Genomic DNA, 16,544 nt, shown 5'->3' on the forward strand with positions numbered 1-16,544 from the left:
GTCCGTTGTGCGGAGGAGCTGATCAGGGCGTGCGGTCGGGGGGAATCACGGCGTGAACGTGACCGGCAGTCTGGCGGACTGGGCTCCGGTGGGCGGTACCTGGAGGGTCTTCAGGGCGAACTCCATGACCTGCTTGTAGATGGGTCCGCAGATCTGACCGCCGAAGTAGCCGCCCTTGGTGGCGTTCTGGATCGCGCAGTAGACGGTGATCCGCGGGTTGTCCGCGGGGGCGAATCCGGCGAACGACGAGGTGTAGCCGTGGTACTTGCCGGTGGCCGGATCCACGCGGTTGGCCGTACCCGTCTTGCCCGCGACCCGGTAGCCGGGGATGCGCGCCTTGGCGCCGGTGCCCTGCTCGTCGTCCACGACGGACTCCAGCATCTGGGCGAGGGTCTTGGCCGTCTTCTCGCTCACGACCCTTGTCTTCTTGGGCTGGGCGGCGGGGGTGAAGCGGCCGTCCGGGCCCTTCGTGCCGCGCACCAGCGTCGGCTCGACGCGCACGCCGCCGTTGGCGATCGTCGAGTAGACGGAGGCCGCCTGCATCGCGTTGATCGACATGCCCTGGCCGAAAGGAATCGTGTACTGCTGCGAGGTCGACCACTTGGCCGCGGGCGCGAGGATGCCCTTCGTCTCGCCGGGGAAGTCGAGCCCGGTGTAGCTGCCGATGCCGAACTTGCGCAGATACGAGTAGAGGACCTGGTTGGCCTGCTGCTGCGTCTTGCCGAGCTGGCCGGCCGCCAGGATGGTGCCGATGTTGCTGGACTTGGCGAGCACGCCGTTGAGCGTCAGGTCCCAGGTCGCGTGGTCGATGTCGTCCTGGAAGAGCCGGTCACCGCGGTGCAGCCGGTTGGGCACGATCACATGCGTTTCCGGCGTGGCCACGTTCTCCTCCAGCACGGCGGCCATCGACATGACCTTGGCGGTGGAGCCGGGCTCGTAGGCGTCCTGGAGGGCCGCGTTGCCCAGGGCCGTCGAGTCGGCCTGGGAGAGGTCGTTCGGGTCGAAGCCCGGCGAGTTGGCCATGGCGAGGATCTCGCCGGTCCGGGCGTCCTGCACTATCACGTACCCGCGGTCCGCCTCGGACTTCTTCACCTGCTCGGTGATGGCGTTCTGCGCCGCCCACTGGATGTCGCGGTCGATGGTCAGCTCGACGTCGGAGCCGGCCACGGCGGGCGTTTCGGTGGAACCCACGGTCGGCACCTGACGGCCGCCGGACTGGGCGTAGCGGATCTTGCCGTCCTTGCCGGCGAGTTCCTTGTTCAGCTGCTGCTCGACACCTCCGCCGCCCTTGCCGGAGGAGTTGACCCAGCCCAGTATCCCGGCGGCGAGATCACCGTTCGGATACACGCGCTTGCTGGCGGGGACCGCGAGGACGCCCGCTAGAACGTTGATCGTGCTCTTGTCGGTCTCCGCCTTGGCCCCGAGCGTGGTCTTCAGGTCCTTGATCTGTTTCCAGACCTGGGGGGTCTGGCGGTGCGCGAGCAAGGTGTAGCGGGTGTTCTTCGTCCGCAGCTTGCCGGCGACGCTGTCCACGCTCTGGCCGAGGATCGGGGCGAGCAGCGCCGCGGCCTGCTCGGGCGCGTCCGTCACCTTCGTCGCCTGCCGCGTGAACATCGTCGGATCGGCCGTGATGTCGTACGCGTCCACGCTCGTCGCCAGCTCGACGCCATTGCGGTCGGTGATCCCGCCGCGCTCGGCGGCCAGCGTGCGCCCGACGTACCGGTTCTGCTCGGCCTTCGCGGCGTACGCGCTCGCGTCCACGGCCTGCACCTGGAGCAGTCGCACGACGAAAGCGATCATCACCAGGGTCAGCGCCAGGCTGACCATGCGCAGACGGGGGCGGGGGCTGCCGAGCCGGATGGCGCTCGGGCCCTGCGGGCGGGGTGCGCCGGGGCGGCGTGCGGGGCGCGCGCCGGGGCCCGGGCGTCGCTGCCCGCTGGGGCGTACGGGCCTGGAGGGGCCGGGCACGCGGCGGCGCGGCGGTTCCCTGTCGGACACTTCCGTCACCTGCCGGGGGTTGTGGAGAGCTGTGCGGACGGGGCGGGCGGGGCGACGGCGCTGGTGGCCCCCGCCGGGTTCGGGATCACGGTCGGCGTCGGGATCATGGTGGGCGTCGGGGTCATGGTCGGTGTCGGGACCATGGGCGTCGGGTTCGCGGTCGGCGCGGAGGCGAGCGCCTCGGGCGCGAGGACCATCGGGGCCTGTGCGGAGGACTGCTGGGCGGGGGCTCCGGGGACGCCCTTGACGGTGCCGTCGGGGTTGAGGAAGGCGGGGTCGCCGCCCGGGACCATGCCCAGTTCGCGGGCGCGGCGCTGGAGGGCGTCGGGGGCGGAGTAGGCGTCCACATCCCGCTGGAGGGCCTGTTCCTCGTCGGTGAGGCTCTTGGTGTCCTTCTGCAGGTCGTCCAGGCGGAACGACCCTTCACTGAGCGCGGAGTTCAGCACCAGGAGCCCGATGAGTCCGCCGCCGAGCAGGAGGACGACCAGCAGGACGAAGGGGGCTCGGGCGGCCTGGCTGGCACCGGCCGGGAGCAGCCGCGCGAGCCGGGCGGCACGTCCCCTCAGTTCGGGTTTCCTACGCACGCGCCCTCCCTGCGGGTTTGACTTCCCGGCTGACGAGCTCCGGGGGTTTGATCTCCCGACTGACCAGGGCCGCGAGTTCGCTCCCCCGACTGACCGGCGCCGCGAGTTCGCTCCCCCGGCTGATCAGGGCCGCGGGTTCGCTCCCCCGACCGAGCAGCGCGGGGGATTGGTTCTTCCGATCGACGGGCGCCCGGGGGTTTGCTTTCCTGTTCACGGCGGTCGTGGTGAGTTTGGCTTCCCACCTCACCGCTACCCCGCGGGTTTGTTTTCCCCACTGACCGCCGCTCGGAGAGTTTGGACCCCCAACCCGGTGCGGACTCACGTGCCCTCCCCCTGCCCGCGCCTCACTCGGCGTCCTCGCGGATGCGTTGCGCCCCCCGCAGCCGGGCGGGAGCCGCTCGCCGGTTCTCGGCGACCTCTTCCTCGGTGGGAAGTTCGGCACCGCGGGTGAGCAGCTTGAGCCGGGGCTGGTAACGCTCGGGGACGACCGGCAGGCCGGGCGGCGCGGTCGTGGCGGCGCCGGCCGCGAACACCTGCTTTACCAGCCGGTCCTCCAGCGAGTGGTACGACAGCACGGCGATGCGACCGCCGACGGCGAGCGCCTTCACGGCCGCCGGAATCGCCCTCTCCAGGACGCTCAATTCGCCGTTCACCTCAATGCGCAGTGCCTGGAACGTGCGCTTGGCGGGGTTGCCGCCGGTGCGCTTGGCGGCCTGGGGCAGCGAGTCACGGATCAGCTCGACGAGCCGCGCGCTGTTGCTGAAGGGCTCCTTGTCGCGTTCGCGGACGATCGCGGAGACGATCCGCTTGGCCTGCTTCTCCTCGCCGTACGCCCGCAGGATGCGCACCAGTTCACCCGGCGGGTAGGTGTTGAGCACCTCGGCCGCGCTGATACCGGTGGTCTGGTCCATGCGCATGTCGAGCGGGGCGTCCTGCGCGTACGCGAACCCGCGGTCCGCCTCGTCGAGCTGCATGGAGGAGACGCCGAGGTCGAACAGCACGCCCTGGACGCGCGGGATGCCGAGGCGGTCGAGCACGTCGGGGAGTTCGTCGTAGACGGCGTGCACCAGGGTGGCCCGGTCACCGAAGGGGGCGAGTCGCTCTCCGGACAGCCGCAGCGCCTCCTTGTCGCGGTCCAGGGCGACGAGATGAGCCTCGGGAAACTGGCTGAGCAGCGCCTCGCTGTGGCCGCCGAGTCCCAGAGTGCAGTCGACGACGACGGCTCCCGGCTCGGTGAGGGCCGGGGCCAACATGTCCAGGCACCGCTGGAGCATCACCGGGACGTGTCGACTATGACTCAAGGGGCCCTCTCAGGTCCGGCGCGGCCGTACGCACCGCCGGGTCCCCGCCCGCTCGAGAAGGGGAGGCCTGCTGGCGCCGGGTGAGTGGCGTCAGCCGACCGGGAGCGGGAGGAGGCCGAGCCGTACGTACGCGCCGCGCACGCGGGGAGACGCCGGAAAATCTCCGGGTCCCCAGGGGATAACAGTCCAGCAGGGAGAGCCTCGCCTCCCGCTTCGCGTCACTTTAGTCCACCGTGTCTCGCGGTCAATCAACTGGCATGCGCGTCGTCGCCGCCGCTCCCGCCGAAGCCCCAAATCCGCATGAACCATCCTTATGGGTGCCCCGCCACCGCCCGTGTGGGTTACCTCACAACAAGCCACGATGACGTTCTTTGTCCCCTCTCACAGCAGGACTCCTGCATACGTGACCAGTACCGTCATAGGTATGACGACTTCTGCATCCGTTCCCACCGAACCCGAAGACGCCATATCGACCGACGGCACCGTGACGGACCGTCTCGTCGACGCGAACCAGCAGTACGCCGCCGCATTCACGGACCCGGGGATGGACGCCCGTCCCGTGCTGCACGTCGCGGTGGTCGCGTGCATGGACGCGAGGCTCGACCTGCACGCCGCGCTCGGCCTGGAGCTCGGCGACTGCCACACCATCCGCAACGCGGGCGGCGTGGTCACCGACGACGTGATCCGCTCCCTCACCATCAGCCAGCGGGCGCTCGGCACCCGCAGCGTGGTCCTCATCCACCACACCGGCTGCGGCCTGGAGTCCCTCACCGAGGACTTCCGGCACGAGCTGGAGATGGAGGTCGGCCAGCGCCCCGCGTGGGCGGTCGAGGCCTTCAGGGACGTCGAACAGGACGTACGGCAGTCGATGCAGCGTGTGCGCACCTCTCCGTTCCTGCTGCACACCGGCGACGTACGCGGCTTCGTCTTCGACGTCACGAGCGGTCTGCTGCGCGAGATCGACCCCGCCTGACCGGCACTGCCACGACCCCCGCTCGCCGACAGTCAGCACCTCGTGGGACTCTCTCTTCACGAAAACACCCCGCCTCTCCGGCGCCTATAGGACCGCAAGACCTGACATATCGCGGCCAGTTATCCACAGGCGAGTGACACGAACCGGTAACGGCAACAAGAATGCGGGTGTGGCGTCACGCGGAACTTCTCCCGCGTGGTGTCCGTGTTTCGGGGTGGGCCGGTCCGCACAGGGCGTCGGCCCGAGAAAGGGCCGAGGAGGGCCGGGTGACGACCTATGACGATCGAGCGAGCCTTACGGATCTGACCGCCACTGTGGAGCGTGTCCGCAGTTCGGTGGAAGGAGTGATCGAAGGCAAGCCTGAGGTCGTACGGCTTTCGCTGACGGTGCTGCTCGCCGAGGGACATCTACTGATCGAGGATGTCCCGGGCGTTGGCAAGACCATGCTGGCCAAGGCACTGGCCAAGTCCATCGACTGCTCGGTGCGGCGTATCCAGTTCACGCCCGACCTGCTGCCCTCGGACATCACAGGTGTGTCCATCTGGGACCAGCAGCGCCGGGACTTCGAGTTCAAGCCGGGCGCGATCTTCGCCCAGATCGTGATCGGCGACGAGATCAACCGCGCCTCGCCCAAGACGCAGTCCGCACTCCTGGAGTCGATGGAGGAGCGCCAGGTCACCATCGACGGACAGACCTACGAACTGCCCAGTCCCTTCATGGTGGTGGCCACGCAGAACCCGGTCGAGATGGAGGGCACCTACCCGCTGCCCGAGGCCCAGCGCGACCGCTTCATGGCCCGCGTCTCCATCGGCTATCCCAGTGCGGACGCCGAACTGCAGATGCTGGACATCCACGGCGGGGTGAACCCGCTGGACGATCTCCAGCCGGTCGCCCACGCGCACGAGATCGTGAAGCTGATCGACGCGGTCCGCACGGTCCATGTCGCCGATCCCGTCCGGCGCTACGCGGTGGATCTGGTCGCGGCCACGCGCACCCACCCCGACCTCAGACTCGGCGCCTCGCCGCGTGCCACGCTGCACCTGCTGCGCGCCGCGAAGGCGTCCGCCGCGCTCAGCGGCCGGGAGTACGCACTGCCGGACGACATCCAGGCGCTCGCGGTGGCGGTCCTGGCCCACCGTCTGCTGCCGACGGCCCAGGCGCAGTTGAACCGCCGCACGGCCGAGCAGGTCGTCCAGGAGCTCCTGCAGCGCACCCCCGTGCCCGCGGCTCCCCAGCAGCAGACCGGCCTCACGATGGGCCGGGGCGCAACCGCCTACGGCCAGCAGCCGCCGCGGAGGCTCTGATGACGCAAGGGGGCACGGAGCACACCGCCGAGGAGGACAAGGGCGGGCTGCGCACCGCGCTCGCCGGGCTCACCACGCGCGGGCGCTCCTTCCTGGCCGCCGGAGTCGCCGCCGCGATCTGTGCTTACGTCCTGGGGCAGAGCGATCTGCTCCGGGTCGGTCTGCTGCTCGCGGCCTTGCCGCTGGTCTGCTCGACCGTGCTGTACCGCACCCGCTACCGGGTCGCGGGCAGCCGCAGGCTCTCCCCCGGGCGGGTGCCCGCGGGCTCCGAGGCCCGCGTCCATCTACTGATGGACAACGTCTCGCGGCTGCCCACCGGCCTCCTGATGCTCCAGGACCGGGTGCCGTACGTGCTCGGTCCGCGGCCCCGCTTCGTCCTGGACCGGGTGGAGGCGGGCGGCCGCCGCGAGGTGTCCTACCGCGTGCGCTCGGACCTGCGCGGCCGCTATCCGCTGGGTCCGCTGCAACTGCGGCTCACCGACCCGTTCGGGATGTGCGAGCTGACCCGTTCCTTCTCGACGTACGACACCCTGACGGTCATCCCGCGCGTGGAGGCGCTGCCGCCGGTGCGGCTGACCGGCGAGGCGAAGGGCTATGGAGACGGACGGCAGCGCTCGCTGGCGCTGGCCGGCGAGGACGACATAATCCCGCGCGGTTACCGCTACGGCGACGACCTGCGCCGGGTGCACTGGCGTCTGACCGCGCGCTACGGCGAGTTGATGGTCCGCCGTGAGGAGCAGCCCCAGCGCTCTCGCTGCACGGTGCTGCTCGACACCCGGGGCATCGCCTTCCAGGGCGCGGGCCCCGACTCGGCCTTCGAATGGGCCGTCTCGGGCACGGCGTCGACGCTGGTGCACATGCTCGAACGGGGCTTCTCCGTACGGCTGTTGACGGACACCGGCAGTTCTGTGCCCGGCGAGGGCGCCGACGGGTTCACGGGCGCCAGCCAGGAGTCGGCGGACGCCGCCGGACTGATGATGGACACGCTCGCCGTGATCGACCACTCGGACGGTGCGGGCCTGTCCCGGGCGTACGACGTGCTGCGCGGCGGCAACGAGGGGCTGCTGATCGCCTTCCTCGGCGACCTGGACGAGGAGCAGGCGACGGTGCTCGGCAAGATGCGCCAACGCAGCGGCGGGGCCGTCGCCTTCCTGCTGGACAGCGAGTCGTGGGTCCGGGAACCGACCGACGTCCCCGGCCCGTTGGACAGGAGCGAGGGTCGACTGCGCATGCTGCGCGAGGCGGGCTGGACGACCGTGATGGCGCCGCGGGGAGCGGCGCTCGCCGACCTGTGGCGGGAGGCGGACCGGCAGCGCACGCACATGGCGTCGACGGGGAGTACTGCGGGGGGTGGTCGCTCATGAGCGGGCGAGCGCGACTGGCGCTGTGCGCGGCCGCGGCCACGCTGATGGCCGCCTGCGCCCTGCTGCCGCTGGTCGACCCGGCGACGTGGATCTTCCAGGCGGCGTTCCTGGTCGCGGTGCAGACCGGTGTGGGCGCGCTGACCCGGCGGGTTCCGCTGGCCCGGCCGCTGACCCTGGCGGTGCAGGCGCTGGTGACGCTGATGCTGCTGACGCTGGTCTTCGCCCGGCAGCAGGCCGTCATCGGAATCGTCCCGGGGCCCGACGTCTTCCAGCACTTCGGAGTGCTGCTGCAGGCGGGCACGGACGACGTCGGGCGGTACTCGATTCCGGCGCCGCTGTCCGACGGCATCCGGCTGATGCTGGTCGGCGGCGTCCTGGTGATCGGACTCGCGGTGGACGCGCTCGCGGTGACGTACCGCAGCGCGGCGCCCGCCGGCCTGCCGCTGCTCGCGCTGTACTCGGTCGCCGCGGGCCTGTCCGGCGGCGGGGCCGCATGGCTGTGGTTCCTGCTGGCCGCCGCCGGCTATCTGATGCTGCTGCTGGCCGAGGGCCGCGACCGGCTCTCCCAGTGGGGCCGCGTCTTCGGCGGGGCGCCCAGCACACCCGGTCCCGACCTGGCGGGAGGCGTCGTCGCGCCCGTCCGCACCGGCCGGCGTATCGGCGCGGTCGCGCTGGGCATCGCGCTGGTGGTGCCGCTCGCCCTGCCCTCGCTCGACGGCGGCCTGCTGGACGGCGCGGGGACGGGCGTGGGGACGGGCTCCGGAGGCGGTGGCACGATCTCCGCGGTGAACCCGCTGGTCTCCCTCCGCGACAGCCTGAACGTGGACGAGGACCGCCAGGTCATGTCGTACCGCACCAACACCGACGACACCCAGGATCTGTATCTGCGGATCGTTTCCCTGGACGACTTCGACGGCACGGCCTGGAAGCCCGCCCAGCGGCACATCGAGGGTGTGCCCGACACGTTCCCGACGCCGATCGGCCTCGGCAGCGATGTCCAGCGGGCCTCGATCCAGACCCGGATCTCGGCGGCCGACTGGTACGCCCAGGACTGGCTCCCGATGCCGTACCCGGCCAGCAAGGTGGACATCAAGGGCAGCTGGCGGTACGAGCCCGTGGGGCGCACCCTCGTCGGGGACCACGGTCAGAGCACGCGCGGCGCGCAGTACGAGGTGACGAGCCTGATCGTGCGGCCGACCGCGGAGCAGCTCGCGAGCGCGCCGGAGCCGTCGGCGGCGTTCAAGCGCGAGTTCACCAAAGTGCCGCAGTCGTTGCCCCCGGTGGTGGCGGCGACCGCCCGAAAGGTCACCGAGGGCTCGAGCAACCACTACGAGCAGGCGGTCAAACTCCAGGACTACTTCGCCGTCAGCGGCAACTTCCGGTACGACACACAGGTGCAGGTCGGTAGCGGCTCCGCCGCGATCGCGCGCTTCCTCAAGGAGAAGGAGGGCTTCTGCGTCCACTTCTCCTTCGCGATGGCCGCGATGGCCCGGACGCTCGGGATACCGGCCCGCGTGGCGGTGGGCTTCACTCCCGGCTCCCCGCAGGCGGACGGTTCCATGTCGGTGGGCCTGCGTGACGCGCACGCCTGGCCCGAGCTGTACTTCGAGGGCGTGGGCTGGACCCGCTTCGAGCCCACTCCGAACCGGGGCACGGTGCCCCAGTACACCCAGACGGAAACGCCGGGCAACGACGTGCCGAGCGTGCCGAAGCCGACCCTGTCGACGTCCACGGCACCTTCCACCGCCCCGTCGGCCAGCGAGAGCTGCTCGGTGCAGCAGCGGAAGCTTCAGGCGTGCCCGAGCGAGTCCTCGCTCGCGGCGGTGGGCTCGCACGACGACAACTGGCCGTGGTTCAAGATCCTTGGGCTGACCTTGGCCGGCCTTCTGGTGCTGGGAGTGCCGCTGCTGCCGATGCTGTGGCGGATGCGGATACGGGCCGTACGGCTCGGCGGGCACGGCCGCACCGAGGCGGACACGGCGGCGTACACACTGGAGGCCTGGCAGGAAGTGACCGATACGGCGTGGGACTACGGGATCGCGCCGGACGAGTCCCAGACCCCGCGCAGGTCCGCCGCGCGCATCGTCCGTCTCGGGAGTCTCGATGAGGCCGCGTCGGCCTCGGTGCACCGGGTGGCGGCGGCTGTGGAGCAGGTCCTGTACGCCCCGCGTCCGCGACCTGTGGCCGGCCTCGCGGACGACGCCCACCGCATCGTGGACACCCTGCGCGCCTCCGCCGGCCGTACCGGCCGCCTCCGCGCTCTCCTCCTCCCCCGCTCAGCCATCCGCGTCGCCTGGGCCGCCGCGGCCAACTGGGCGACGCTCACATCCCGGGCCAGGGCCCACCGGGAGACACTTCTGCGCCGCCGCCCATCCAGTCAGAACAGCTGACGCCGGCGATCCGGCCAGCCGCTACCCGCGACCGCTGTGGGCAGTCGTCCCGCAGGGCGATGGTCGTCCCCCCCGCTCGAGCGACGCCGAGAGTGGGGGGAGTGTGGGCACAGCCACTGGCGCCGGGTGCCGCGTCGAGAAAGCCCTCGGCATCGGGCTGAGCTCGGGTGGGGCGCGCGCGGCGCTTACGGGATGCCGCTTTCTGTGGGACGGCGCCCGCAGCTACGACGGCTGAGGGGGTGTCCGCCCGGAATGGGTGGACACCCCCTCAGTGGTGTCTTTGGGGCGCGCCCCAGGGCTAGTGGCCCTGTTCGTCGCGCCGGCGCTGCCAGCGTTGTTCGATGCGGTCCATCACGGAGCGGCGCTGTCGGCCCTGCCGGCGAGCGGCGGGTGTGCCCGGCGCGGCCGGCTGTTCCCCCGGCTTGGGGGCCTTGCGCCAACCGGTGACGGCAAGCACCGCGCAGCCCAGCATGACGAGGAAGCCCACCACGCTCAGCCAGATCTGTACTGCGACCATTCCGGCCATGAGGAGCGCGATACCCACCAGAAAGCCCGCGACCGCCTGGTAGACCCGTCGCCGGGTATACGTACGCAGCCCGCTTCCCTCAAGCGCTGTCGCGAACTTGGGATCTTCGGCGTACAGCGCTCGCTCCATCTGCTCGAGCATTCGCTGCTCGTGCTCCGAGAGCGGCACGGAGTCCTCCTCATCGTGCAGTCGCCGGGGCGACCGGGGGTCCCCTTCAGGATAGGCAGGGAATCGCCCCCGTGAAACCCGCCCCTCTACGCCAATTCGCCAACCGGAACCCGCCATGGCACCCCGATCCACTGAAGCGTGCATTCCCCAGCGAACGGTCCGTCATGCCGGACGGTCTCCATCGATCATACGGCGCCGAGCACCCGATCGGGGGGTCTGTGGCGTACTCCATCTGCCGCCAAGCCCCTGATCAGCGGCGCACCACGGGAGGCGGCTCAGCCCTCACCGGCCCCCGGCGCCTCAGCGAGCACATGGAGCTGTGTGGCCACGGAGTGGAACGCGGCGAGCTCGGCCGCCGCCGCTTCCAGCTTCAGCAGCGCCTCCAGGGCGCCCGGCTCGGTGTCCACCAGGACCCCCGGCACCAGGTCCGCGAAGACCCGCACACCGTGTACGGCACCGACGCGCAGGCCTGCGCCCTCGACCAGGGCGGTGAGCTGTTCGGCGGTGAAACGGCGGGGTACGGGATCACCCTCGCCCCAGCGTCCGTCCGGGTCATCGAGCGCCTGCCTGGCCTCCTTGAAGTGTCCGGCGAGGGCGCGGGCCAGCACGGCTCCGCCCAGGCCGGCGGCGAGGAGGCTGAGGACACCCTCGGGGCGCAGCGCGTCCACCACGTTGCGCACGCCCTCGGCCGGGTCGTCCACGTACTCCAGAACGCCGTGGCACAGCACCGCGTCGTAGCCACCGCGCTCGACCACGTCGAACAGGCCGTGCGCGTCGCCCTGGACGCCCTGCACACGGTCGGCGACGCCGGCCTCGGCGGCCCGACGCTCCAGCGCGAACAGGGCGTTCGGACTGGGGTCGACGACGGTGACGCGGTGGCCGAGGCGGGCGGCGGGCACGGCGAAGTTGCCGCTGCCGCCCCCGGTGTCGAGTACGTCGAGGGACTCCCGCCCCGTGGCCTTGACCCGGCGGTCCAGGGCGTCCCTGAGGACCTCCCAGACCACGGCGGTACGGAGAGAAGCGCGGGGGCGCATCGGGTCCGACACGGCAGTTGACTCCTCGGCGCGGCACCGCCTGTTGCACGGCGGAGCGAACGGGCGGCCTCCCGGGCCCCTTGTCGGCGCGGAAAGCTTCAGGCGCCTCCACCCTATTGCCTTCACCCCCGTACCCGATCCCCCGTCTCATGCGGCGGCTCCGGTGCCGGGTGCGTGGTGAAGCGGGTAGGCCGGTGTGCGGCTCCCGCGCCGGTCAGCCCGCGTTCGGGACGTCCTGGTCTCCCTCCTGGCGGGGCTGGGGCAGCACCGGTTGCAGCACCAGCATGCGCTCGACGAGGCGCAGGAACATCGCCACGTCGCGTATCAGGTCGTCGGCGTCGCGGGTGGTGGCCGCGCCCTGGATGCCCGCCTCGGCGCGGGCGCGGCGGGTGGCCCCGGAGGCGAACAGGGCGCTCCACTCGGTCAGTTCGGGCGCGATTTCGGGGAGCACTTCCCAGGCGCTCCGGATGCGTGCCCTGCGTCGGGGCGTGGTCTCCGGCCGGCCCCGGGCGGCGAGGACGGCGGCGGCGGTGCGCAGGGCGGCCAGATGAGCCGTCGCATACCGCTCGTTGGGCGTCTCGAGGGCCGTCGCCTCGTCGAGTCCGGCGCGGGCCTGGGCGAGCAGTTCGAGGGCGGCGGGCGGGGCCGTGGCCCGGCGCAGCACGGGGTGCACGTCGCTCGCCGGGCCGGTCGGTGAGGGGGCAGGGCCGGTGGCGCGGCGCCGACGGGCGGCGGCTGCGGACGAGCTGGCCATGACGAACCTCCTGTCGTCTGTGTGACGGCACTGTGGCCGTATGTGCCCATCGTGAGGTATGCCACTGACAATCCGTTCTGACCTGGCCTTTTGCTTCGATCGAAGGTTCGGGATAGTTTTTGCACTGACCAGTCAGTTCAAAAGTAGTTCCAGGGGATGGGGAAGCTGTGGACAGTCCGCATGGACTGGGCGTCACGGCCGAGGACTTCGGGCTCAAGGGCCCCCGCGGCTGGGCGTTCCGAGGAATCCGCGTCGACGCGGAGCCCGGCTCGCTGATCGCCGTCGAGGGGCCCTCCGGCTCCGGCCGTACGTGCCTGCTGCTCGCGCTCACGGGCCGGATGAGGCCCACCGAGGGGACGGCCGCCGTGGGCCCGTCGAGGCTGCCGAAGCAGATGGCCGCGGTGCGCCGGTCGAGCGCGCTCGCGCATGTACCCGGGGTCACCGACCTCGACCCGGCGCTGACCGTCGGGGAGCACCTGAGCGAACGGGCGCTGTTGCAGCGCCGGTTCGGAGGTTCGCTGCGCGGGCTGCTGAGGCCTCGCAGCGAGCGGGCGACGGAGGCGAAGCTGCGGATCGACGCCGCGCTGGCCGCCGCCGGTCTCGACCGGGAGGCGCTGCCCAAGGGGTCGCGGACCGCCGTACGCGACCTGGAACGGCTCGAAGCCCTGCGGTTGTCCGTCGCGCTGGCCCTCATCGGCCGTCCGCGTCTGCTCGGTGTCGACGACACCGACCTCAAGCTCGCGGACGCCGAACGGGCCGAGGTCTGGGCCCTGTTGAAGTCGATCGCCGAGTCCGGCACCACCATCGTGGCGGTGTGCAGCGAGGCTCCCGAGGGCGCCGTCGTCGTGTCCACTCACCAGAAGGAGACGGCCGATGCGTTCGCCGAAACTGGCCGCTCTTGAGCTCAGGCGTTTCGGCCGGGGCACGCTCCCGCGGGCCGCACTGGCCGCGCTCCTGTTGCTGCCCCTGCTGTACGGCGCCCTCTACCTGTGGTCGTTCTGGGACCCGTACGGCCGTCTCGACCGCATTCCCGTGGCGCTCGTGAACGACGACAAGGGAGCGACGGCCGGGGGCAAGAAGGTCGCGGCGGGCGACGCCATCACCAAGGGGCTGCGCGACAGCGACACTTTCGAGTGGCACGAGGTGAGCGCCGCCGAGGCCCGCGAAGGCGTCGAGAACGGCACGTACTACCTGTCGCTGACCATGCCCGGCGACTTCAGTAAGAAGATCGCGTCCAGCTCCGGACAGTCGCCGCGCACGGGCGCGCTCCAGGTGCGTACCAACGACGCGAACAACTACATCGTCGGGCAGATCTCCCGGACGGTGTTCAGCGAAGTGCGCACGGCCGCGTCCACGAAGGCCTCGCGGTCGTTCCTGGACAAGATCTTCATCTCGTTCTCGGACATCCATGGAGCGACCAAGAAGGCCGCCGACGGGGCCGACACGCTCAACGGCGGCATCGGCAAGGCGAAGAAGGGCTCCAAGGCTCTCGCGGACGGGCTGAAGGAGGCCAAGAAGGGCAGCGGGAAGCTCTCCGGGGGCCTGAAGAAACTCAACAAGGGTGCCGGGGATCTGGAGGACGGTTCGCGGCAGGTCGCGGACGGCACGCAGACACTGGCCGACAAGGTCAACGGGGTGGCGGGCAAGGTGGGTCCCTTCCTCAAGGACAACGAGAAGTCGATCGGCGACACGGCCCAGCTCGTCGCCGATTCCGCCTCGGGGATCCGCCACAACCTCGACACCCTGGTGGAGACGGCTCCGGCCGCCGCCAAGGGCGCCCACACGGCCTCCACCACGCTGAACGCCGTCTACAAGGCGCGCTGCGAGACCCTGCCGATCCCGGACGCCGCGTGTCCCGAACTGAAGAAGGCCAAGGAGGCGGCGGCGGACGTGGCGAAGGTCGCCGACGACGTCAACACGCTGGTCGACGACCAGGACGGCGACCTGGACAAGCTCGACAAGAACCTGGCCACGCTCCAGAAGCAGGCCCAGGCGCTCGCTGACCGCTCGCCGCACCTCTCCGAGGACCTTACCGACGCCGTCTCCAAGATCAACAAGCTGAACGAGGGCGCGGACAAGGTCGCCAAGGGGACCAAGAAGCTGCACTCCGGGCTCGGTACGGCCAAGACCGGCGCCGTGGACCTCAACACAGGAGTCGGCGAGCTGACGACGGGCGCCGGCGACCTCGACGGGGGCCTGTACAAGCTCGTCGGCGGCTCCGGGAAACTCGCGGGCAAACTGCACGACGGCGTCGACCGGATCCCCGACTACGACAAGCAGGACCGCGACCAGCGCACCCAGGTCATGGCCGACCCGGTGCGGCTCGCCTCCAAGGATCTGCACAACGCGCCCAACTACGGCACCGGATTCGCCCCGTACTTCATCCCGCTGTCCCTGTGGGTGGGCGCCATGGTGGCGTACATGCTGATCCAGCCGCTCAATCGGCGCGCGCTGGCCGCGGGCGCCTCCGCCTGGCGCATCGCGCTGGCGGGCTGGCTGCCGGTGGCCGCCGTTGGCGTGCTGCAGACGGCGTTCCTGATGGCGGTGCTCCACTGGGCGATCGGCCTGGAGATGGCCAGGGCGGCCGGGACGGTGGGCTTCCTGTTCCTGGTGACGGCGTGCTTCGCCGCGATCGTGCAGTGGCTGAACGCGCGCTTCGGAGCGGCCGGCCGGATCCTCGTCCTCGCCCTGCTCATGCTCCAGTTGACCTCGGCAGGCGGCACGTACCCCGTCCAGACCAGTCCGCGCTTCTTCAACGCGATCCACCCCTTCTTGCCGATGAGTTACGTCGTCGAGGCCCTCAGGAGACTCATCACGGGCGGCGGCCTGGGGCCCGTCTGGCAGGCGTGCGCCGTCCTGGCCGCCTTCACGGTGGGCGCCCTCGCACTCACCGCCCTGTCGGCGCGCCGCAAGCAGGTGTGGACCCTCGACCGGCTGCACCCGGAGCTGATCCTGTGACCGCTCGCACACCCGCTCCTGTGACAATCAGGGCCATGGAAAGCAGCAGCACCAGGGCGGGCGGCAGCAGCACCACGGCGGGCGGCGGCAGCCGTCGCGAGGCGACCCGCCAGAAGCTCTACGAGGCGGCCGTCACCCTGATCGCCGAACAGGGCTTCTCCGCCACCACCGTGGACGAGATCGCCGAGCGCGCCGGAGTCGCGAAGGGCACGGTCTACTACAACTTCGCGAGCAAATCGGTTCTCTTCGAAGAGCTGCTGCGGCACGGCGTGGGGCTCCTCACCGCCTCCCTTCGGGAGGCGGCGGAGAAGACCGCCCGTGACGGCGGCAGCAAGGTCGACGCGCTGGACGCGATGATCCGGGCCGGGCTCGTCTTCATCGAACGCTATCCGGCCTTCACACAGCTGTACGTCGCGGAGCTGTGGCGCACCAACCGGGCCTGGCAGTCCACGCTCATGGTGGTGAGGCAGGAGGCGGTCGCCGTCGTCGAGGGCGTGCTGCGCGACGGTGTGGCGAACGGCGAGCTCAGCGACGAGATCGACATCCCGCTGACGGCGGCCGCACTGGTAGGGATGGTCCTGGTGGCCGCCCTGGACTGGCAGGCCTTCCAGCCGGAACGCTCCCTCGACGACGTCCACGCGGCGCTGTCCCGGCTGCTCCAGGGCCGCGTGAGCGGCAACCGCTGAACGCGGCGCCGGCCCGACGGAGCCGCATCGCGGGCCACACACGAAAGCGCCGGTCCGATGTGGCCGCGTCCCCCGCGGGCCACTCGAACCGGCGCTTCGCCGTGCTCCCCCGTACTCCCCGTACTCCCCCGTTGGGCCCCCGTTCGGTCGTCCCCCGGGTCCCCCCGTGTCTCGCTCCCGCCGACGTGTCGGCGGAAGGAGCGGCCAAGGGCGCGAGGACCGTTCCGCCGCCCCGTGTCGGCGGTACCGGAGCCGCGCCCCTTTCCGTGCCTCCACTCTCCCGTTCGCGCAGGTCGGGCCCATCCGCGCGCGTACTCATCTCACTCCCTAGGTACGAATACTCAGTCCTGGGCACTCATGCCCAGTGCGCGCCGTTGCCGACTGGTTACGATCGCGTCCGTGTCCGTACTCCCCCTGGCCGGGGGCCTGGGGGTTTGCCCCGCACAAGGCACACCACCAGCGGCTGGGCCGGCGGCGTCAACGCGTGCGCGACGGTGTTGCTCC

13 protein-coding genes are annotated in these 16,544 nt (G+C 71.0%); 7 read left to right on the forward strand and 6 right to left on the reverse strand.

Annotated elements, in window-relative coordinates:
• Positions 1-45 precede the first annotated feature (45 nt).
• The 3 genes from AB0D27_RS18830 to rsmH form a co-directional block, all read right to left on the reverse strand.
• Complete coding sequence (locus AB0D27_RS18830) at positions 46-1,998, reverse strand: penicillin-binding protein 2 (protein ID WP_362509552.1); 1,953 nt, start codon at positions 1,996-1,998, stop codon at positions 46-48.
• 5 nt (positions 1,999-2,003) lie between these two features.
• Positions 2,004-2,582 carry a hypothetical protein gene (locus tag AB0D27_RS18835; RefSeq protein WP_362509555.1) on the reverse strand — a complete coding sequence of 193 codons (579 nt, stop codon included), beginning with the start codon at positions 2,580-2,582 and terminating at the stop codon, positions 2,004-2,006.
• A 344-nt stretch (positions 2,583-2,926) separates the two neighbouring features.
• A complete protein-coding gene (rsmH, locus tag AB0D27_RS18840) occupies positions 2,927-3,883 on the reverse strand; it encodes a 16S rRNA (cytosine(1402)-N(4))-methyltransferase RsmH (protein WP_362509558.1) in 957 nt (318 codons plus the stop codon).
• Positions 3,884-4,307: 424 nt separating this feature from the next.
• Here rsmH and AB0D27_RS18845 point away from each other — a divergent pair, with 424 nt between their 5' ends.
• From AB0D27_RS18845 to AB0D27_RS18860, 4 genes are all read left to right on the forward strand, one after another.
• Positions 4,308-4,856, forward strand: a complete 549-nt coding sequence (locus AB0D27_RS18845) for a carbonic anhydrase (RefSeq protein WP_362509561.1) — start codon at positions 4,308-4,310, stop codon at positions 4,854-4,856.
• Between the two features lie 266 nt (positions 4,857-5,122).
• Positions 5,123-6,160 carry a MoxR family ATPase gene (locus tag AB0D27_RS18850; protein WP_362509564.1) on the forward strand — a complete coding sequence of 346 codons (1,038 nt, stop codon included), beginning with the start codon at positions 5,123-5,125 and terminating at the stop codon, positions 6,158-6,160.
• Positions 6,160-7,524: a DUF58 domain-containing protein gene (locus AB0D27_RS18855; RefSeq protein ID WP_362509567.1), complete on the forward strand. Its 1,365-nt coding sequence runs from the start codon at positions 6,160-6,162 to the stop codon at positions 7,522-7,524. The genes AB0D27_RS18850 and AB0D27_RS18855 overlap by 1 nt, the downstream gene beginning before the upstream one ends.
• Positions 7,521-9,914 carry a DUF3488 and transglutaminase-like domain-containing protein gene (locus AB0D27_RS18860; RefSeq protein ID WP_362509570.1) on the forward strand — a complete coding sequence of 798 codons (2,394 nt, stop codon included), beginning with the start codon at positions 7,521-7,523 and terminating at the stop codon, positions 9,912-9,914. The genes AB0D27_RS18855 and AB0D27_RS18860 overlap by 4 nt, the downstream gene beginning before the upstream one ends.
• 298 nt (positions 9,915-10,212) lie before the next feature.
• Here the strand turns inward: AB0D27_RS18860 and AB0D27_RS18865 are convergent, their stop codons facing one another.
• The 3 genes from AB0D27_RS18865 to AB0D27_RS18875 form a co-directional block, all read right to left on the reverse strand.
• A complete protein-coding gene (locus tag AB0D27_RS18865) occupies positions 10,213-10,608 on the reverse strand; it encodes a DUF3040 domain-containing protein (protein WP_362509573.1) in 396 nt (131 codons plus the stop codon).
• A 275-nt stretch (positions 10,609-10,883) separates the two neighbouring features.
• Positions 10,884-11,654: a methyltransferase gene (locus AB0D27_RS18870; RefSeq protein ID WP_362509576.1), complete on the reverse strand. Its 771-nt coding sequence runs from the start codon at positions 11,652-11,654 to the stop codon at positions 10,884-10,886.
• Between the two features lie 202 nt (positions 11,655-11,856).
• Positions 11,857-12,396, reverse strand: a complete 540-nt coding sequence (locus tag AB0D27_RS18875) for an SAV_6107 family HEPN domain-containing protein (RefSeq protein WP_362509579.1) — start codon at positions 12,394-12,396, stop codon at positions 11,857-11,859.
• 167 nt (positions 12,397-12,563) lie between these two features.
• On the opposite strand from AB0D27_RS18875, the gene AB0D27_RS18880 reads away from it, so the two are divergent.
• The 3 genes from AB0D27_RS18880 to AB0D27_RS18890 are packed head-to-tail and all read left to right on the forward strand — an operon-like array spanning position 12,564 to position 16,040.
• Positions 12,564-13,298, forward strand: coding sequence for an ATP-binding cassette domain-containing protein (locus tag AB0D27_RS18880; RefSeq protein WP_362509582.1), 735 nt, complete (start codon positions 12,564-12,566; stop codon positions 13,296-13,298).
• A complete protein-coding gene (locus AB0D27_RS18885) occupies positions 13,270-15,354 on the forward strand; it encodes a YhgE/Pip domain-containing protein (RefSeq protein WP_362509585.1) in 2,085 nt (694 codons plus the stop codon). The genes AB0D27_RS18880 and AB0D27_RS18885 overlap by 29 nt, the downstream gene beginning before the upstream one ends.
• A 35-nt stretch (positions 15,355-15,389) precedes the next feature.
• Positions 15,390-16,040 (forward strand): TetR/AcrR family transcriptional regulator, encoded by a 651-nt coding sequence (locus AB0D27_RS18890; protein WP_362509587.1) that lies wholly within the window; start codon positions 15,390-15,392, stop codon positions 16,038-16,040.
• Positions 16,041-16,544: the final 504 nt, after the last annotated feature.

It is taken from the genome of Streptomyces sp. NPDC048415 (genome assembly GCF_040651675.1).
Lineage (GTDB): Bacteria > Actinomycetota > Actinomycetes > Streptomycetales > Streptomycetaceae > Streptomyces.